The organism is Pseudoxanthomonas mexicana, assembly GCF_046736355.1.
Lineage (GTDB): Bacteria > Pseudomonadota > Gammaproteobacteria > Xanthomonadales > Xanthomonadaceae > Pseudoxanthomonas_A > Pseudoxanthomonas_A mexicana_B.
Map to the genome: position 1 here is coordinate 39,082 of NZ_CP157201.1, position 19,254 is coordinate 58,335.

The window sequence follows — 19,254 nt, forward strand, 5'->3', positions numbered from 1 at the left end:
CCTGGATGCGGAGGGACGCTGAGGGCTGCAGTGCAGCTAGCGTAGACGCGAATGCGGACACCCGCGCGCCGCGCAGGCATCCGGATCTGCCGCTCAAGCCCCCTGGCACGCCCCTCGACTACGCCGCCTGCCCGCAGCGGGCCGGTTCGGTGATGTCGGCATGCACGGTACCGCCTGCGCCGGGGGCGTTTCTGTGACCGTCGTGCCCGTTCTCCGCCTCCACCATCGGCCGCAGGCCCAGCCGGGCGAACAGGGCCAGGTCGCGCTCGGTGTCCGGGTTGCCGGTGGTCAGCAGCTTCTCGCCGTAAAAGATGGAATTGGCCCCGGCCAGGAAGCACATCGCCTGCAACTCGTCGCTCATCGCCTCGCGCCCGGCCGACAGCCGCACCATCGAGCGCGGCATGGCGATGCGGGCCACCGCGATCATGCGCACGAACTCGAACGGATCCAGCTCGGCGCTGCCGTGCAGCGGCGTGCCGGCCACCTGCACCAGCCGGTTGATCGGCACCGAGTCCGGGTGCGCCGGCAGGTTGGCCAGCGCCAGCAGCAGGCCGGCGCGGTGCTCGCGGGTCTCGCCCATGCCGACGATGCCGCCGCAGCAGGTCTTCAGGCCCGCCTCGCGCACGTGTTCCAGCGTGTCCAGCCGGTCCTGGTACTGGCGGGTGTGGATGATCGAGTCGTAGTAGTCCGGCGCGGTGTCGAGGTTGTGGTTGTAGTAGTCCAGCCCGGCGTCCTTGAGCGCCTGCGCGTGCGCGCCGCTGAGCATGCCCAGGGTGGCGCAGGTCTCCAGGCCCAGCGCCTTGACCTCGGCGATCATCACCGCGACCTTGGGGATGTCGCGGTCCTTGGGCGAGCGCCAGGCCGCGCCCATGCAGAAGCGCGAGGCGCCGGCGGCCTTGGCCTGGCGGGCTTTCTCGACCACCGCGCCGGTGTCCATCAGCTTCTGCGCGGCCACGCCGGTGTCGTACCGCTGCGCCTGCGGGCAGTAGGCGCAGTCCTCCGGGCAGCCGCCGGTCTTGACCGACAGCAGCGTGGACACCTGCACCTGCGCCGGGTCGAAATGCTGCCGGTGCACGGCCGCGGCGCGGAACAGCAGTTCGGGCAGCGGCAGCTCGAACAGCGCCAGCAGTTCCTCCCGCCGCCAGTCATGGCGCAGGGACGCGGCGGCAGGAACGGCGGGGTCGGACATCGGTGCGCCTCGGAGTTAAAGTCGGGCAAGTCTGGAAACCCGGCAGAAGGCTGTCAACCGCATGGATGCGTCAAAAGTCGACAGGTGGCGACAGGCCGTGCGCCTGTGGCTGCTGCCCTCCCGTTGCCTGGTCTGCGGCGAACGTGGCGACAACGGCCACGATTTATGTGGCAACTGCGCGGACTCACTGCCCTGGAACCGCTGCGCCTGCGCGCGCTGCGGGGTGCCGCTGCCGATCTCGGCCGAGTTGTGCGGCGCCTGCCTGCGGCGTCCACCGCCGCTGGACGGCGTGCACGCGGCGCTGGTCTACGGTTTCCCGCTGGATCGGCTGGTGCCGCGCTTCAAGTTCCACGGCGACCTGGCCGCCGGCCGCCTGCTGGCGCGGCTGATGGCCGATGCGCTGCCCGCGGCCCCGCGGCCGCAGGCGCTGGTCCCGGTGCCGCTGCATCCGGCCCGCCTGCGCGGCCGCGGCTACGACCAGGCGCTGGAACTGGCGCGGCCGCTGGCCCGGCAACTGCGGATACCGCTGCTGGCCGACGGCCTGCGGCGGGTGCGCGACACCGCGCCGCAGTCCGAACTGGATGCCGGCGCGCGCCGGCGCAACCTGCGCGGTGCGTTCGCCGCCGGTTCCGGTCCCCTGCCCGCGCACGTGGCGCTGGTCGACGACGTGATGACCACCGGCGCCACCCTGCATGCCGCCGCGCGCGCGTTGCGCCGGGCCGGCGTGGCCCGGGTCGAGGCCTGGGTCTGCGCGCGCGCGCCGTAGCGGCCGGTGCTCGCTCTCAATTTCGCCGATGCGCCGCGATGCGGCCGATATCCGTCGCGACTGACGTCGCTCCCACATGCCAAACCCAGCACATCCTGCGGCGCGGATTCATCCGCCGTTGCGCAGCGCCAGATCCAGCGCGATGCCGGCGAACACCACCATGCCGATCCAGTTGTTGTGCAGGAACGCGCGGAAGCAGCCGGCCTTGTCGCGCCGGCGCGCCATGCGGAACTCCCACGCCGCCAGCAGCGCGGCCACGCCCAGCCCGGCCCAGTAGTACGCGCCCAGCCCGGCCTGGCGGCCGACCAGCGCCAGCGCGCACAGCGTCAGCGCGTACAGCACGCCCTGGATGGGCAGGTCCATGTCGCCGAACAGGATCGCGGTGGATTTGGAGCCGGCGCGGATGTCGTCGTCGCGATCGACCATCGCGTACCAGGTGTCGTAGGCGGTGGCCCACAGGAGGTTGGCGAAGTACAGCACCCAGGCCAGCACCGGCACCGTGCCCTGCACCGCCGCGAACGCCATCGGGATGCCCCAGCCGAACGCCAGCCCCAGGTATACCTGCGGCAGGTAGGTATGGCGCTTGAGGTAGGGATAGCTGGCGGCCAGGAACAGCCCGGCGAAGCTCAGCCACACGGTCAACCGGTTGAGCGTGAGCACCAGCGCGAACGCGGCCAGCATCAGCACCGCGAACACCGCCAGCGCCTCGCGCCCGGACACCGCGCCGGTGGCCAGCGGCCGCCCGCGCGTGCGCTCGACCTGCGGGTCCAGCCAGCGGTCGGCGTAGTCGTTGATCACGCAGCCGGCCGAGCGCGTCAGCCACACGCCGGCGGTGAACACGAACAGCGTCCATCCCGGCGGCGTGCCTTCCGCGGCCAGCCACAACGCCCACCAGGTCGGCCACAGCAGCAGCAGTATGCCGATCGGCCGATCGCCGCGGATCAGCTTCCAGTATTGCCCCAGCCGCTCGCGCCAGCGCGGCACGGCGGGCGGGTAGTCGCGTTCGTAGCCCATGCGGATCAGGTTAGCAGGCCGGGCGTGGCCGGCGCGGCGGTTGGCTGCTGCTTGCCGTCTGCCAGCTGCCGCGCATCCGCGTGCGCCGCGGCCCTGCCGCAAGGAACGCGTGGCGGCGGTTTGTGCCGCCTGCCGCGCCGGCTTGCGCCAATCGGGCACAAAGCCGCGGCGGGCCGCCGCCGGTTGCGGCTGGTCCGTATAGTCCGGCGCTGGATCCGAGTTGCAGGGCATCGCCGTGGCGAGGACATCGACGGTTTCGCTATCCCTTGCCGACGCCGCGGCGCTGGTCGCCGGCATCCTCCGCCGCGCCGGCTTCGGCGAGGGCCACGTGCGCGCGCTCACCGAGACGATGGTCGCCGGCGAGCGCGACGGCTGCCCCGCGCACGGGCTGTACCGCACCCTGGTCTGCGTGCATTCGCTGCGCGCGGGCAAGGTGTGCGGCGACGCCGTGCCGGTCGTGCACGACCAGGCGCCGGCGATCGTGCGCGTCGACGCCGGCGGCGGCTTCTCGCTGCTGGCCTTCGAGGCAGGGCTGCCGCACCTGATCGAAAAGGCGCGCGCCGGCGGCATCGCCGCGATGGCGATCAACCACTGCGTGCACTTCTCGGCGCTGTGGCCGGAGATCGAGCGCCTGACCGACGCCGGCCTGGTCGCGCTGGCGTGCAACCCCAGCCACGCCTGGGTGGCGCCGGCGGGTGGACGGGTGCCGCTGCTGGGCACCAATCCGCTGGCCTTCGGCTGGCCGCGCCCCGGCGGGCGGCCCTATGTGTTCGACTTCGCCACCAGCGCCGCGGCGCGCGGGGAGATCGAGCTTCGCCGCCGCGCCGGCGAGGCGATCCCGGAGGGCTGGGGCATCGACGCCGGCGGCCACGCGACCACCGACCCGCAGGCGGTGCTGGACGGCGGCGCGATGCTGGCCTTCGGCGGGCACAAGGGCTCGGCCCTGTCGACGATGATCGAGCTGATCGCCGGCCCGCTGATCGGCGACCTGACCAGCCTGGAATCGCTGCACCACGACGCCGGCGCGGGCGCCTCGCCCCGCCACGGCGAGCTGATCCTGGCGCTGGATCCGCGACGCTTCCTTGGCGACGACGCACCGGCGCACCTGCTCCGCGCCGAGGCCTTCCTCGATCGCTTCGGCGACAGCGGCGCGCGCCTGCCCTCGCAGCGCCGCTACGAGGCGCGGCGGCGCAGCCTGGCCGAAGGCGTGCGCATCCCGGCGCAACTGCACGTTGAGCTGCTCGCGCTGCTGGAATGAGCGGGCGCTTCCACGCGCGCAATCATCGCGATCCACGGACCGAAGCACGCGGACTCGCGCGGCTGCTCCAGCCTGCCGAACGCAAGGCTGCGAATTCCGCAGGGACTGCACCTCACTGACGTGCACGCCTTCACAATTCATCCACGTATTCCAACGCCAGGTAAAGGCGGGTCGTAGCTTCGTCAGAAAGGCCGCTATATTTCGATACCCCAGCGAAGGAGGATTGGAATGTTCATGACTAAACAACATCTGGTGATGGCGCGTACGCTCGGCGTGGCGATCGTGGCTGCCCTGAGCCTTGGCGCCTGCGCCACCTATGACGATGAGTTTGCAGGGATCAACTCGCGCCTCGATCAACTCGACACCAGGGTGCAGGGCGCGGCCCAGAGCGCCGAATCCGCCAACCAATCCGCACAGCAGGCCAACCAGCGGCTGGATCAGATAGAAGGCCGCGTCCGCCAGCTCGAAGCGGCGCCGCGCCGCGTGCCGCGCGGCTGATCGCTCGCACGATTTGCGACGAACCAGTGTGAACCCGAGACCCGGTGGCCCTTGCTGGCCACCGGTCTCCTTTCTTGATCCAGTCTTTCCGAGGAACCGCCCCATCCGTACGTGCACACACCCTGCGATCCGGGCCGCTTGTGGCGCGCTGGTCTTGGCGCTGGCGTTCGCGAGCTTCACGGCGGCCAGCGCCGAGAATGCCACCGCGCAAGCTGCAACCGGCGTCGACGAGCTTCCGCGAAGCCAGGAAGTGGCCGGCACGGTGATTGAGCTCGCGGGCTGGATCGTCGCGACCCGGGACAGCCAAGGCTATCCCTTCGCGATCATGGACAAGGCCTCTGCACAGATCCTGGTGTTCGGTGGCGACGGCCGGCTCCGGGGCGCGGCACCCGGGCTCTTCGGCTCGGCGATCGGCGATCACACGGCCCCCGGCATCGCCGGTCTCGCGCTTCGCGAGATTCCGGGACGGGATCGCACAACGCCTGCGGGTCGCTTCGTGGGCGGCTTCGGCCCGTCCATCGACGCCGGGCGCGTGCTGTGGGTGGACCATGATTCGGCGGTCTCCATCCACCCTACCGCTACCGGCGTCCCGGCCGAGAGACGTGCAGAACGTCTTGCATCGCCTTCGCCCGAAGACAATCGCATCACGCATGGCTGCATCAACGTCTCGCCCGGGTTCTACGAGCGGATCATGCGTCCCACGTTCGAGCGGGGCGGGGTGTTCTACATCCTGCCGGAAACGGTGCCGTTGGCGGAGGCGTTCCCGGAGTTCGTGCAAAGCCGCGCGGCTGCGCAAGGCAACAATGGGAAACGCGCACGGCCTGCCCGCCAGTGAAGGGCGCGCGGTCCTTGACCCAGCCCCCCGTCTCCCCGGCATTGCTCCCCCCTGTTTGCCCAGTGAACAGGCCTGACCTTTGATTCAAGTCGAAGCGGCTCAGCCGCCGAGCAGCCAGGCTCCGAACACCGGGCCGGCCGAATAGCCGGCGTCCGGCTCGATGCGGAACCGCCAACCCTCGCGCGGCGGCGGGCGCAGCGCTTCGGGCAGCGGGTAGTCCACGGTGACGAAGTCGTCGCCGCGCTCGCCGTCCAGCGTCTCGTGCGCGATGGCCGTGCCGTTGGCCGAGAGGGTGAAGCGGCGGCGGTGCTCCCGGCCCCAGTAGCGCAGCCGCAGCGCGGCGGCGGGGCGATCGGCGCGCAGGGTGAATTCGAACGCGCCGCCGCTGCGTGCGTCGCGCCCGTGCACGCGCCGGTAGACGACCGCATACGAGCTGCCGTGGATCGCCAGCGCATGCGCGCGCTCGCTGGCTTCCTCGCCCAGCACGACGCGATCCAGGCTGCGGTGCTGCAGCGCCGCGTCGCGCGCGTCCGCCTGCGCCTGCGCCGCCTCCCAGCGTGCGCGCTGTTGCGCATCGAAGCGGCGGAAGTAGACCGCGTGGCGCCGGTCGTGCAGCGCATGGAACGGCGCGAACGCCAGCCCGTGCGGGTGGGTGGGCAGGGCGACGGCCAGCCGGCCGTCCTGCGCCGGCGCCAACGCGGCCTCGATGCCCGCCGGCAGCCAGGGCTCGACGCCGTCCCAAGGCGCATCGGCCGGGCCCAGGTCGGCGGCGAGCACGCACGGGCCCCTGCGCAACGAGACCAGGGTGGGATCGTCCGCGCACGGCTCGACCTGGATCGGCATGGCCCATTCGATCTCCACCCGGTCGCCGGCGCGCCAGGCGTGGTCGAGCAGGGCGTAGCCGCCGGCGTGGCGGGCCTCCAGCACGCGGCCATTGAGCGCGATCCGCATCTGCGCGGCCCAGTCCGGCACGCGCAACCGCAGCGTCCGCAACGCGCCGGCACCGGCCCGGTCGAGGGTGATCTCCGCGCGCCCGGCCGCGGGCAGCGAGGACGCCATGCGCAGCGCCAGGCCGCGCACCGGGTCGTCGTAGCGGCAGGGGATGTAGAGGTTGACCAGCAGGTCGGCGTCCTCGTGGCCGAAGATCGCGTCGGAGAACTGCGCATGGCTCTCCATGCCGGTGCCCACGCAGCACCAGAACTCGCCCTCCGGCTGCGAATAGCGGCGCGCCTCGCCGGTCTGCATCGGGGTCATGTAGGTGTAGCGGCCGCCGTCGGGATGCTGCTGCGACAGGACGTGGTTGTAGAGCGCGCGCTCGTAGTAGTCGAAGTAGCGCGAATCGCCGTGCCAGCCGTGCAGGCGGCGGCTCAGGCGCAGCATGTTGAGCGTGTTGCAGTGCTCGCAGGTCTGCTCGGTGACGTACCTGGACAGCGTGTCCGGCGCCTGGAAATACTCGCGATCGGAGTTGCCGCCGATCGCGTAGCTGTGGTGGCCGGTCACGCGCTCCCAGAAGAACAGCGCGGCGGCGGCCTGCTCGCGGCGGCCCTCGATCTCGTACAGCCGCGCCTCGCCCAGCAGCTTGGGGATCTGGGTGTTGGCGTGCAGGTGCTGCAGGCGGTCCTCGCCGGCGGACAGCGGCGCCAGCACCGCCTCGTGGCGGAAGCGCCGCGCCAGCGCGATCCAGCGCGCCTGGCCGGTGCGCGCGCCCAGCTCGGCCAGGCTCTCGGGCATGCCGCCGAACTCGCATTCCAGCAGCCGCTGCATCTGCGCGTGGTCCAGCGGCGCCAGCTTGCGCTCCAGGTAATCGGCCAGGTCGACCGCGACCGCCAGCGCCTGCCCGTTGCCGCAATGACGGTGGGCGTCGAGCAGGCCGGCGAACAGCTTGTGCCAGGTGTAGAACGGCGCCCAGCTGCCGTTGAGCCTGAACGGCTGCACCTCCAGGTGGCCGCGCGCGATCTCGTCGAGGACGGCGCGGCCGCCGTCGAGGGTGCCGTCGTCGCGCCGGCGGGTGAAGCCGGCCACGTAGCCGTCGCCGCCGGCGCGCTGGCAGGCGTGCAGTTCGTCGACGATGGCGTCCGCGCGCGCCCGGCATTCGGCGTCGCCGTTGCCGGCGTGCATCAGCGCCAGCGCGCTCAGGTAGTGGCCGAGGGTGTGCCCGGCGATGGTGTCGCCCTCCCAGCCACCGTAGGCCGGTCCCTTGGGGGGCAGCCCGGCCTGGGCGTGGAAGTTGTGCAGCAGGCGGCCGGGGTCCAGCCGCAGCAGGTAGCCGCGCGTGGCCGCCACCGCGTCGGCGAACAGCGACGGCTGCAGGCGCACGCTGCCCGCGGCCGCCGGCGCGATCCGCGCCGGGCGCATGGCGGCGAGCGCCGGCGAAGGCCAGGACAGGCCCGCCCAGCCGGCCGCGGCGGCCGCCGCACCTGCGGCCAGCAGGCGCCTGCGGCCGGCATCGGTGGCGTCGCCGCTGCCGGCGCCGCGGCGGCGCGCCCGGCTCACTGGCCGCCGGCCAGCGGCATCGGCCCGTCGGCCAGCCCGCGCGCGGCCTTGGCCTCGCGCACCATCCGCCGCACGTCCTCGCGCAGCGCCGCCGCGTCGTAGACGATGCCGTCCTTGATCGTGTAGTCCACGCCGCCGACCCGCTCGACCCGGCCGGTGGCATCGTCCAGGCGGATGGTGCCGGTGCCGAACAGCAGCTTGAGGTTGGCCAGCGGGTTGCCGCGGATCAACACCAGGTCGGCCTTGCGCCCGACCCGCACGCTGCCCGCCGTGTCGGCGCGGCCGATGATCCTGGCGCCCATGCCGGTGGCCGCGTGGATCACCTCCAGCGGGCTGAAGCCGGCCTCGCGCAGCAGTTCCATCTCCTGCACGTAGCCGAAGCCGTACAGGTTGTAGATGTAGCCGCAGTCGCTGCCCACGCCGACCAGCCCGCCGCGGTTCTTGTACTCGTTGACGAAGCGCATCCACAGGCCGTAGTTGTGCTTCCAGTCCATCTCCTGCTCGGTGGTCCAGTCGAACCAGTACGAGCCGTGGTGGTGCCGGCTGGGGCGATAGAATTCCCACAGCGCCGGCATCGTGTACTCGGCGTGCCAGGTGGCGTTGGTCATGCGCATCAGGTCGCGGCTGGCCAGGTAGGCGGTGAAGGTGGGGCTCAGCCCGAAGCCGCGCTCCAGCAGCGCCTCCATCACCGCGTTCCAGCGCGCCGAGCCGGGCTCGGCCGCCTGCGCCCACAGCCGCCCGGCCTCGGCGAAGCGCATCTGCTCGTCGGTGTTGTTGAAGTCGTTGGGCCAGCGCTGCAGCCTGCGATCGGTGAACATCGCCTCCGGCAGGCCGTACCAGTGCTCCATCGAGTCGAGCCCGTGCGCGGCGGTCTGCAGCACGTTGGCGTAGGACACCAGCTGCTGGGCGTGGTGCATGGTGGTGCGCATGCCGATCGCCTCGGCCTCGTCCAGCGCCGCGTACAGCACGTCCTCAGGGATGGAGCCGATGAACTTGATCCCGTCGGCGCCGCGCCGGCGCGCGTTGCGCACCGCCTCGCGCGCGGTCCCGGGGTCGTGGATGCCCGGCTGGATGTCGTTGAAGAACGGGTAGATGTCGATGCGCGGGGCGACGATCTCGTTGCGCTCGCTGCGCCGCTTGACCTCGGCCAGCCACTCGATCGGCCGCCCGCTGCCGAGCTCGCGCACGCTGGTCACGCCGTGCGCCATCCACAGCTTGAGCACGTACTCCGGCGGCACGCCCTGCTCGTCCTGCAGCGTGTGCAGGTGCACGTGGGTGTCGACGAAGCCCGGCATCAGGGTGAAGCCGGTGGCGTCGATCTCGCGCTCGCCGGGCGCGGCGCGCTTGCCGGCGACGATCGCCCCGGGTGCGCCGATCGGGCGGATCTCGGCGATCCGGTCGCGCTCGATCACCACGTCGAAGGGGCCCTGCATCGGCGCGCCGGTGCCGTCGATGACCGAGACGTTGCGGATCACCAGCCGCGCGTAGGGGCCGTGGCCGGCGTCGCGCGGCGGAATCTCCGGCGCGGCGCCGGCGGCCTGGGCGAAGGCGCCGGCGGACGCGCAGGCCAGCGCCGCGGCCAGCGCGGCGCCGAGGAACGGACGGGACTTGGGCATGGCCACCTCTCGAAGCATCGGAAGATAAAGGGGAACCACCGCCACGTGGCGCCGCCGTCCGCGCGTCCGGCGGAGGCGAGGCCCGGGAGAGAGGCGTGGCGGCGGTTCCTGCGCGGGCAGCCGGCGGACCGTGCGCGACGGCCCGCGGCCGGATCAGAACTTGACGCGCACGCCGAGGAAGTAGCGCCGGCCGAGCACGTCGTACACGCCCACGTCGGTGTTCGCGTCGCCGGCCAGCGCGGTGCCCAGGATCGGCGGATCGCGGTCGAACAGGTTGTCCACGCCGCCGAATATCTGCACGCGCTCGCCGAAGTCGTAGCTGGCGTTGGCGTCGAAGTACCAGACCCGCGGCGACTCCTGCACCGCCGCGGTGATGCCCGGGCGCAGCTGGAAGTCGTTGATCATGCGCCCCTGCAAGCGCAGCGACAGCGGGCCGCTCTGGTAGCCGGCCGACAGGTTGACCTTCAGGTCCGGGATCATGATGTTGCCGGTGCCGCCGCCGCAGCCGCCGCCCATCGCGCCGGCGCAGTCCAGCTCGCCCTGGTCGGCGATGACCTGCATCGAGCGCTCGAACAGCCAGCTGGTCAGCAGGGTCAGCGACAGGCGGCCGTCGTTGCCGCCCAGGCCCGGCACGGCGAAGCGGTAGTCGGCCTGGAAGTCCAGGCCGCTGGCCTTGAGCAGGCCGATGTTCTGCAGGATCGAGCGGACGTCGTCGATCTGGCCGTTGGGCAGGCGCACGATGGCCCGGCAGCTCGGCGCGGCCGGATCCAGGCGGGTGAAGCAGTCGCTGAGCATCTGGTTGGCGGTGATGCTGGTGATCGCATCCTCGATCTCGACCTCGAAGTAGTCGACCGCGAAGTTCAGCCCTTCCACCGCCGGGATCGAGAACACCGCGCCGACGGTGAAGGTCTTGGACTGTTCCTCGCTCAGTCCCGGGTTGCCGCCGGTGGTGCGTTCGAAGCCGACCGAGCCCTGGGTGAAGTTGGGCAGGTCCGCCGCCGGCACGCCCTGCTGGATGCACAGCTGCTGCTGGGCCTGGGTCGGCCGGGCCGCGGCGGTGCACGGGTCCACGCCGGCGGTGAAGCCGCGCGCCTGCGGTGCGTACAGCTCGTTCAGGCTCGGCGCGCGGATGGCCACGTTGTAGGCGCTGCGCAGCCGCAGCCAGTCGGTCGGCACCCACTCGGCGCCCAGCTTCCAGGTGTTGACGCCGCCGATGGTGGAGTAGTCCGAGTAGCGCGCCGCGCCCTCGATCGCCAGGTCCCGGACCAGGCGCACGCCGCTGAGCAGGGGCACGCGGAACTCGGCGAACACCTCCTTGACGCTGTAGCGGCCGGCCATCGGCGACTGCGACACCGCGCCGTAGTCGCCGGACACGTCCATCGGGCTGGGCTGGAAGCGGTACTCGTCGCGGCGGTATTCGGTGCCGAAGGCCAGCGAGACCGAGCCGGCCGGCAGGTCGAACATGGTGCCGCTGATGGTGGCGCCGGCGACGGTGCGGTCGAAGATCTCGTAGCTGGCGCGCTGCGGGGTGAGGAAGGCCGCCGCCGCCGCGTCGATCGAGCCCAGGCCGAAGATGCTGGCCGGCACGCAGCCGCTGGCCGGGTTGACGCAGGCCAGGTTGCCGTTGCCGTCGACCGTGGCGTTCAGCGCCTGCGACAGGCGGGCCTGGTTGATCTGGTTGTTGTTGACCGTGTCGGTGCGGGTGCGCTGCTCCTGCATGAAGGCGTCCCAGCGCCACCAGTGGCCGCCGCCGGCCTCGAACTCGCCGCGCAGGCCGCCGACCAGGTTGTAGCTGACGCGCTCGTAGGTGTAGAAGCGCGGGCCCAGCTCGTCGGCGCGGCGGCCGGAGCCGACGATCGCGGCCACGCCGTCGCCGTCCGGGTCGAAGATGTGGGCGTTGTCGGCGAAGAACCGGCGCACCGCCGGCAGCAGCACCGGGTTGGTCGTGTAGTTGGGCACCAGCAGGGTCGAGGACGGCGCCCCCGGCGTCACCGGGGTGAACGAGTCCGGTGCCTGCTGGTACTCGTTGCGGCTGTTGGAGTAGTACGCCTCGCCGTAGGCCGACACCGCGTCGGTCAGCGCGAAGTGCGCCAGCGCGGTCACCTGGGTGCGCTCCAGCGGGCGCTGCAGGTAGTTCAGGTCGGCGTAGTTGTAGGCATCCTGCGGGCTGCAGTAAGGCAGCGGCACGCCGCCGTCGCCGAAACGGATGCCGGTGATCGCGCTGCAGTCGCCGGCCGGGGCCAGGTTCACGCCGACCAGCGAGGCCAGCTGCCCGCCGCTCAGGCCGATGCGGGTGCCGGGAATCGAGCCGGAGCCGCCGGGCACCAGCTGGCCGGCCACGGTGTCCAGCGGCACCTGCGAGAACGGGCGCCAGGCCTGCAGCACCGCGTCGCGCTCGGTGCGGCTGATCGACAGCACCGCGTTGCCGCGATCGTCGGCGAAGTTGCCGCCGAGGGTCAGGTCGAGCTTGTCGTAGTCGCCGTCGCTCTCCGCGGTCTGGCCGTGGGTGTAGGTCGCCTCCAGCCCCTGGAAGTCCTTGCGCAGGATGAAGTTGACCGCGCCGGCGATGGCGTCGGAGCCGTACACGGCCGAGGCGCCGCCGGTCATGATCTCCACGTTCTCGATCAGCGCGTCGGGAATGCTCGCCAGGTCGACCACGCCATCGGAGTTGGCCGGCATGAAGCGGCGGCCGTTGACCAGGGTCAGCGTGCGGGTGGCGCCGAGGCCGCGCAGGTTGGCGGTCAGCACGCCCGAGCCGCCGCCGTTGTTCACGCTGGAGGTGTTGCCCGCGGCCAGCTGCGGGAACTCGTTGAGCACCGTCTCGACGGTGGCGCTGCCCGACATGGCGATCTCCTCGCGGCTGACCACGGTGGTCGGGCTGGGCGCGCTGAGGTCCTTGCGCATCAGCCGCGAGCCGGTGACGGTGACCGTGTCGAGGCTGACCGGGTCGCCGCGACCGGCGTCCTGGGCGATGGCCGGCGGCGCGGCGATGGCGGCCAGCGCGATGGCCAGCCCCGCGGACAACGCGCGCAGGCGCGGCGGCGGGGCGCGGAACGATCCGGCGTGCTTGCGGCTGCGGCCGGTGCAGGCGGGTGCGGGTATGGCAGTCATGGCATCTCCCCCGAGATATGGATGGACGGCACCCGCCGGATGGCCGGGTGGGCATGTCGGTGTTCGAACCGCCGCTCGTTCCGGGTCAACCAGTCCCTTGGCCTCGAAACCTGCCGACAGCTGACACTTCCATGACCGCAGTCTCACGGCGCGCACCGGCGACGGTCTTGTGTCGATTGCCGATAGTGAATGCGGCATTCCGCACAATCGATGGTGCGGCACAGCATTCCGGAGCACGGCGGCGAGCGTGCGGGCGACGCCGGCCACATCAATGAAATGCAGGTTTTCTTTGCGTCATCCTGCGAAAGCAGGCACTCTCGGCGATGCGGGGAGGCCGCCGCCGGGAAACCCGGGAAGGCGGATGCATTCTCCGCAAATCAGGCAGAAATCGGCACAATCCATTTCCAACGGAACGAGGGAGTCCGCGCATGCATCCACGCACCGTCCTGGCCGGCCTGCTGCTGGCCCTGGCTTTTTCCGCCCCCGCCCACGCCGGCCCCGCGCACCAGGTCCGCGAGGCGGACGCGGTCCTGGAGCAGGTCCGTTTCGCCGACGGGGCCACGCTCGACCGGGTCCGCATCCACTACCGCACGCTGGGCCAGCCGCGGCGCGACGCGCACGGGCGCATCGACAACGCGGTGATGCTGCTGCACGGCACCGGCGGCAGCGGCGCGCAGTTCCTGCAGCCGCGCTTCGCCGACGAGCTGTTCGGGCCGGGCCAGCCGCTCGACGCGGCGCGCTGGTTCATCGTGATGCCCGACAACATCGGCCACGGCGGCTCGTCCAAGCCCAGCGACGGCCTGCGCACGGCGTTCCCGCGCTACGACTACGCCGACATGATCGCGATCCAGCACCGGCTGCTGACCGAGGCGCTGGGCATCGACCGGCTGCGCCTGATCCTGGGCACCTCGATGGGCTGCATGCACATCTTCGACTGGGGCATCCACCATCCCGGGTTCGCCCGGGCGCTGATGCCGCTGGCCTGCCAGCCGGTGGAGATCGGCGGCCGCAACCGGGTCTGGCGCAAGGCGGCGATGGACGCGATCCGCAGCGACCCGGCGTGGCAGGGCGGGCACTACGCCGAGCAACCGCGGCTCGGCCTGCGCACCGCCTCCACGCTGTCGGTGCTGGTGGGGATCGCGCCGCTGAACCTGCATGCCACCCATCCCGGCCGCGACGCCGCCGACGCCTGGTGGGAGGAGCGCTTCGCCGCCGACATCGGCGCGCGCGACGCCAACGACTGGCTGTACCAGCTCGACGCCTCGCGCAACTACGACCCTTCTCCCCGGCTGGAGCGGATCGTCGATCCGGTGACCTGGGTGAACTTCGCCGACGACTTCATCAATCCGCCGGAGCTGGGCATCGCCGAACGGCTGCGCCCGCGCATGAGGACCACCCGCCACGTGCTGGTGCCGGCCTCGGCGCAGACCCGCGGCCACGGCACCCACACCTCGGCCGCGTTCTGGAAGCAGGCGCTGGTGGATCTGCTGGAACGCAGCCGGTGACTGGCACCGCGGCGGGCGTGCCGGTGCCGGCGCGCGCTCAGGGCCGGCAGCCGCTTTCCAGCGCGGCGTCGGCCGGGTCGGGCGTGGGCGCCGAGGACACGTGGTTCAGCGCGATCACCCAGCGCCCACCCACCTTGCGCATCAGCCGCGTGTTGATGCCGTACTGCGGGTCGCCGTCGCGGGCCAGGTGGTAGCGGCTGACCAGCTGCGCCGCGTCGTCCGCCAGCGGCTCGATGCGGATGTCGTAGAAGCACAGCGTGCCGCGGCGCCCGGGGGCGCCGCCGTAGTCGGCCAGGTAGTGGTCCAGCGTGCCCTGCCAGTCGCGCTGGAAGCGTCCGCGCGAGACGAACACCACGCCGGGGTTCAGGAATCCTTCCATGTAGCCGCGGAAGTCGCCGCGGTTCCATGCCGCCTGCATGCCGGCCACCACCGCGCCGATGGCGCGCTCCTCCTGCGGCCACTGCGCCGGCGCCGCGCCTGCCGCGGCCAGCGCCGGCAGCAACAGCGCCGCGCCCAGCAGCGTGGCGCGCATCAGCGCCTGCCCCGCGTCCCGGCCGCCTTCTGCGCGGCGATGTAGGCGCGCACCTCCTGTTCCAGCACCGGCAGCGGGACCGAGCCGAGGTTGAGGACGGTGTCGTGGAAGCCGCGCTGGTCGAAGCCGGCGCCCAGCTCGCGCTCGGCCTCGGCGCGCAGCTGCCGCAGGGTCCGGTAGCCGATGTAGTAGGACAGCGCCTGGCCCGGCCAGGCGATGTAGCGATCCACCTCGTTGACGATGTCCTGGTGGGCCAGCGCGGTGTGGCGGGCGAGGTAGTCGATCGCCTGCTGGCGCGTCCAGCCGTACTCGTGCAGGCCGGTGTCGATGACCAGGCGCGCGGCGCGCCACATCTCGAAGGTGAGGCGGCCGAAGTCGTCGTAGGGCGTCTCGTAGATGCCCATCAGCGTGCCCAGCCATTCGGTGTACAGCCCCCAGCCCTCGCCGTAGCCGGAGAAGTAGGTCTGCTGGCGGAAGTCCGGGCGCGCCGGCGCCTCCAGCGCCAGCGCCGCCTGGAAGCTGTGCCCCGGCGCGCACTCGTGCACCACCAGCGCCGGCAGGTTGTACAGCGGCCGCGACGGCAGGTCGTAGGTGTTGAACAGGCACGAGTCCAGGCCGCCGCGGCCGGAGGTGTAGATCGGCGCGATGTCGTCGGGCACCGGCAGGATGGTGAAGCGGTAGCGCGGCAGCGTGCCGACCACGTGCTTGAGCTCGCCGTCCACCTTCTTGGCGATCCAGGCGGTGTAGTGCAGCAGTTCGGCCGGGGTCCTGGCGTAAAAGCGCGGGTCGGTGCGCAGGAAGGCCAGGAACTCCTCGAAGCTGCCCTCGAACCCGGCCCGCTTCATCACCTGGCGCATCTCCTGCGAGATGCGCTCCACCTCGGCCAGGCCGATCTCGTGGATCTCGCGGGCGGTCATGTCGCGGGTGACGAATTCCTCTATCTGGGTCTTGTAGAAGGCGCGCCCTTCCGGCAGGTCGCTGGCGGCGGTGCTGGCGCGCGCGCGCGGCAGGTACTGCCCGCGCATGAAGGCCAGCAGCTTGCGGTAGGCCGGCACCGCCTGTTCGAGCACCGCCCTGCGCCCCTCCTCGACCAGTTGCGAGCGCGCCGGCTCCGGGATCGAGGCCGGTACCCGCGCGAAGGTGTCCAGCAGCGGGTTGCCCTCGCCGGCCAGGGTGTAGGGCTCGATGGTCTTGTCGCGGCCCTCGACCGAGGAGCGCGGCACGCTCCAGCCGCGTGCCAGCCCGGCCTCCATGTTGGCGATGTTCTCGTCGAAGTAGCGCGGGATGTCGCGGATGCGGCCGATGAAATGCCGCCATTCGGCCTCGCTCTGGTACGGCTGGCGCGGGTTCAGGCCGCCCCAGAAGAAGGTGTCGCTGTTGAACGGCGCCTCGTAGGTGCGCCAGACCGCGTTGTTGTGGAGCGCGGTCACCGCGGTGCGGAACACCGCCGCGTTGATCTGCTCCTCGCGGGTGAAATCCTGGGCCGGGATCGCGTCCAGCCTGGCCAGCGTCTGCTTCCAGTAGTCGGCGCGGCGCGCCCAGTCGGCGGCGGTGACCGCCGGCAGGCGCGCGGCAGGCTGCCAGCGGCCGTCGATCTTCTCGCGCGCGAACTCGTTCTGCCGCCACGTCCACTCGGCGGTGTACAGCTCGCGCAGGCGGGCCTCGGCGGCGTTGGCCGGCGCGGCGATGCCCTGCGGCGCGGCGGCCTCCTGCCAGGCCATTGCCGGCGCGGCGGCGGCGCCCAGCGCCAGCGTCATTGCCATTGCCAGGCTCTTCACGATCGGTCGGTTGCGGCTCGCGGCGTGCATGTGATCCCTCCTGCGGTGAGTGTCGGGTTGCACCGGGCGGAAGGCGCGCAGGCCGCGCGCCCGGGTGTCAGTGCCATCCTGCGCAGGCATTGCCGCGGCGTCTTGTCGGACAGCGCCGGGGCGGGTGCGGGATTCCGCACAAACGGCGCCGCGCGTGCCGCGCCTGCGGTCCGGTCGACGCCGCATGGCTGCGCGCGCTGCGCAAGCGACGGGGCTGGCGCAGCGCGCGCGTGGCATCTGCGTCGGCCGGCACGCGCGCGTTACCGGTCGGCCGCCGCCGGCCCGCCCTCGCGCGGCCGTGCGTTCCAGCGCGGCGGCGTTTCCCCGCGCAGGTGGCGGACGAAGAAGTCGTACTGGCGGCGGTGCAGGTAGCCGATGTCGCCGCTGGAGCGGCCGACGCTGTGCTCGCCGCCCGGCACCACCAGCAGGTCGAAGTCCTTGCCGGCGCGGATCAGCGCGTCGGCCACCTGCAGGGTCGAGGCCGGATCGACGTTGCTGTCCTGCTCGCCGACGATCAACAGCAGCTCGCCCCGCAGCCGGTGCGCGTTGTCCACGCCGGATGCGCGCGCGTAGTGGTCGCCCTCGCCCTCGGGCAGGCCCATCCACTGCTCGTTCCAGCTGATCTTGTCCATGCGGTTGTCGTAGCAGCCGTTCCAGGCCACGCCGGCCGAGTAGAACTGCGGGTGGAACAGCAGCGCGCCCAGCGTGCTCTGGCCGCCGGCCGACGCGCCATAGATGCCGACCCGGTTGATGTCGTAGGACGGATCGCGCGCGGCCAGCGCGCGGTGCCAGGCGATGCGGTCGGGAAAGCCGGAGTCGCCGAGGTTGCGCCAGGCCACGTCGTGGAACGCCTTGGAGCGGTGCGCGGTGCCCATGCCGTCGATCTGCACGACGATGAAGCCGAGGTCGGCCTGCGCCTGCATGCCGATCACCTTGTCGCCGCCGCTGTGGTAGCCGAACGGCCAGAAGGTCCTGGGGACGAAGGCGTCGTGCGGGCCGGCGTAGATGTTCTCGATGACCGGGTAGGCCTTGGCCGGGTCGAAGTCGCGCGGGCGCACGATCAGCCCCCAGATGTCGGTCACGCCGTCGCGGCCCTTGGCCACGAACGTCTCCGGCGCGCGCCAGCCGGCGGCGATCAGTGCGGAGATGTCGCCGCGCTCGATGCCGGCGGCCAACGATCCGTCGGCGCGGCGCAGTTCCATCACCGGCGGCAGGTCCACGCGCGAATGCACGTCCACGAACCAGGTGCCGTCCGGCGACACCGCCACGTCGTGGTCGGCGTCGGCGTGGGTGAGCCGCGCCAGCCCGCCGCCATCGAAGCCGACCCGGAACAGCTGGCGGAAATACGGGTCGCGCCCGGCGTCCATGCCGCTGGCGGTGAACCATATCTCGCGCCGCGCCTCGTCCACCCGCAGCACCTCGCGCACCACCCACGGCCCGCGGGTGATGCGGTTGCGGACCTTGCCGGTGCGGCCGTCGAACAGGTACAGGTGGCGCCAGCCGTCGCGCTCGGACAGCCAGATCACCTCCTCGCCCAGCCCGCCGACCTCGTGGCGGAAGCCGCGCCAAGTGTCGACGAAGGTAACGCTGGCCTCGGCCACCGCCACCCGTGCGCGCGGGGCGCCGTCGCCGCGCGGGACCTCGACCGCGATCAGGTCCACCCGCTGGTGGCCGCGGTGGACCACGTCGAAGGCGAAGCTGCCGCTGTCGCGGCGCCAGCGGATCGGCGAGAGGCTGTAGGGGTTGGCGAACAGCGCGTTGTCGATGTCCCAGCGCCGGCCGGCCTCGACGTCGAACAGCACCGGCGATTCGATGTCCACCGCGTCGCCGGGCTTGGGATACAGCTGCATGCGCAGCCGCGGCTGGCGCTGGTCGCGCGGCGCCGCCTCCACCCGCGCCACCTCGCGGCGGTGGCCGGGCCTGACCCGGTACACCGCCAGCCAGCGCGAGTCCGGCGACCAGGCCAGCGTCTCCGGATCGTCGAAGCCGGCCAGGCCGGGCACCTGCTGCCGCAGCACCGTGCCGCCGTCGCCGACCCGCCGCACGGTGACGAAGCCGGACTCCACCTGCGCCTCATGGCGGCCGTCGGGGGAGCGCCTGGGATGGTTGTCGGCGGGCACCGACAGGTCGCGCACCACGCCGAACGCATGCGGGCGGCCGGGGCGCGGCGCGGCGCGCTCGCAGCGGGCCGGCGCCAGCGTGCAGCGCCAGCGCGCGTCGCCGGCGCCGAACCGGATGGCGTCGTCGCCGTCGTAGCTGAAATTCTCGAACGGCAGCCGCAGCGGATCGTGGCGGCCGCCGCCGGCCTGCTCCAGCGCGGCGGCGATGGCGGCGTGGTCGAACGCCGGCGCCTTGCCCGCGGTGGCCACGTCGTAGCGCACGAAAGCGAATCCGCCGGCCACCGTCTTGCGGTAGTGGAAGCGGCCGCCGTCGCTCCAGCTCGCCGGCCAGGCCACGTCGCGGGTCAGGCCGCTCCAGTCCTCGCGCAGCGCCAGCGAGCGCGCGTAGTCCGCCGCCGTCGGCGCCGCCTGCGCCAGCCCGGCCCAGGCCAGCAGCAGCCCCATCACGATCCTGCCCATGCGCGCCCCCTCGCGTTCCGCCTCGGCGGGTCCGCCGCCGCCACCGTTGT

13 protein-coding genes are annotated in these 19,254 nt (G+C 72.2%); 5 read left to right on the forward strand and 8 right to left on the reverse strand.

The features are described from left to right. Positions 1 to 118 precede the first annotated feature (118 nt). Positions 119 to 1,189: a biotin synthase BioB gene (gene bioB / locus AAG688_RS00195; RefSeq protein ID WP_411833360.1), complete on the reverse strand. Its 1,071-nt coding sequence runs from the start codon at positions 1,187 to 1,189 to the stop codon at positions 119 to 121. Between the two features lie 61 nt (positions 1,190 to 1,250). Here bioB and AAG688_RS00200 point away from each other — a divergent pair, with 61 nt between their 5' ends. Continuing rightward, positions 1,251 to 1,955: a ComF family protein gene (locus AAG688_RS00200; RefSeq protein WP_411833361.1), complete on the forward strand. Its 705-nt coding sequence runs from the start codon at positions 1,251 to 1,253 to the stop codon at positions 1,953 to 1,955. Between the two features lie 108 nt (positions 1,956 to 2,063). Here AAG688_RS00200 and ubiA read toward each other — a convergent pair whose 3' ends face one another. After that, entirely contained in the window at positions 2,064 to 2,969 is a 906-nt protein-coding gene (gene ubiA, locus AAG688_RS00205; protein ID WP_411833362.1) for a 4-hydroxybenzoate octaprenyltransferase, read from the reverse strand. A gap of 235 nt (positions 2,970 to 3,204) precedes the next feature. On the opposite strand from ubiA, the gene AAG688_RS00210 reads away from it, so the two are divergent. The 3 genes from AAG688_RS00210 to AAG688_RS00220 all read left to right on the forward strand — a co-directional run bounded on the left by AAG688_RS00210 (position 3,205) and on the right by AAG688_RS00220 (position 5,560). Continuing rightward, positions 3,205 to 4,227, forward strand: coding sequence for an Ldh family oxidoreductase (locus AAG688_RS00210; RefSeq protein ID WP_411833363.1), 1,023 nt, complete (start codon positions 3,205 to 3,207; stop codon positions 4,225 to 4,227). 228 nt (positions 4,228 to 4,455) lie between these two features. Continuing rightward, on the forward strand, positions 4,456 to 4,725 hold the full coding sequence (locus tag AAG688_RS00215; protein WP_411833364.1) for a hypothetical protein: 270 nt from the start codon (positions 4,456 to 4,458) through the stop codon (positions 4,723 to 4,725). A gap of 154 nt (positions 4,726 to 4,879) precedes the next feature. Next, positions 4,880 to 5,560, forward strand: coding sequence for a hypothetical protein (locus AAG688_RS00220; protein ID WP_411833365.1), 681 nt, complete (start codon positions 4,880 to 4,882; stop codon positions 5,558 to 5,560). A gap of 99 nt (positions 5,561 to 5,659) precedes the next feature. Here AAG688_RS00220 and AAG688_RS00225 read toward each other — a convergent pair whose 3' ends face one another. The 3 genes from AAG688_RS00225 to AAG688_RS00235 all read right to left on the reverse strand — a co-directional run bounded on the left by AAG688_RS00225 (position 5,660) and on the right by AAG688_RS00235 (position 12,780). Continuing rightward, complete coding sequence (locus tag AAG688_RS00225) at positions 5,660 to 8,053, reverse strand: beta-L-arabinofuranosidase domain-containing protein (RefSeq protein WP_411833366.1); 2,394 nt, start codon at positions 8,051 to 8,053, stop codon at positions 5,660 to 5,662. Then, positions 8,050 to 9,669, reverse strand: a complete 1,620-nt coding sequence (locus tag AAG688_RS00230; protein WP_411833367.1) for an amidohydrolase family protein — start codon at positions 9,667 to 9,669, stop codon at positions 8,050 to 8,052. The genes AAG688_RS00225 and AAG688_RS00230 overlap by 4 nt, the downstream gene beginning before the upstream one ends. Before the next feature lie 153 nt (positions 9,670 to 9,822). Beyond that, positions 9,823 to 12,780 (reverse strand): TonB-dependent receptor domain-containing protein, encoded by a 2,958-nt coding sequence (locus tag AAG688_RS00235; protein WP_411833368.1) that lies wholly within the window; start codon positions 12,778 to 12,780, stop codon positions 9,823 to 9,825. Positions 12,781 to 13,208: 428 nt separating this feature from the next. Between AAG688_RS00235 and AAG688_RS00240 the strand changes: the two genes are divergently transcribed. After that, complete coding sequence (locus AAG688_RS00240) at positions 13,209 to 14,285, forward strand: alpha/beta fold hydrolase (RefSeq protein ID WP_411833369.1); 1,077 nt, start codon at positions 13,209 to 13,211, stop codon at positions 14,283 to 14,285. Positions 14,286 to 14,322: 37 nt separating this feature from the next. On the opposite strand, the gene AAG688_RS00245 is transcribed toward AAG688_RS00240, so the two are convergent. The 3 genes from AAG688_RS00245 to AAG688_RS00255 form a co-directional block, all read right to left on the reverse strand. Further along, entirely contained in the window at positions 14,323 to 14,817 is a 495-nt protein-coding gene (locus tag AAG688_RS00245; protein WP_411833370.1) for a YybH family protein, read from the reverse strand. Next, a complete protein-coding gene (locus AAG688_RS00250) occupies positions 14,817 to 16,598 on the reverse strand; it encodes a DUF885 domain-containing protein (protein ID WP_411835043.1) in 1,782 nt (593 codons plus the stop codon). The genes AAG688_RS00245 and AAG688_RS00250 overlap by 1 nt, the downstream gene beginning before the upstream one ends. Positions 16,599 to 16,885: 287 nt before the next feature. Further along, the gene (locus AAG688_RS00255) at positions 16,886 to 19,204 is read right to left on the reverse strand and encodes a prolyl oligopeptidase family serine peptidase (protein WP_411833371.1); all 2,319 of its coding nucleotides are present in this window, start codon (positions 19,202 to 19,204) and stop codon (positions 16,886 to 16,888) included. Positions 19,205 to 19,254 lie beyond the last annotated feature (50 nt).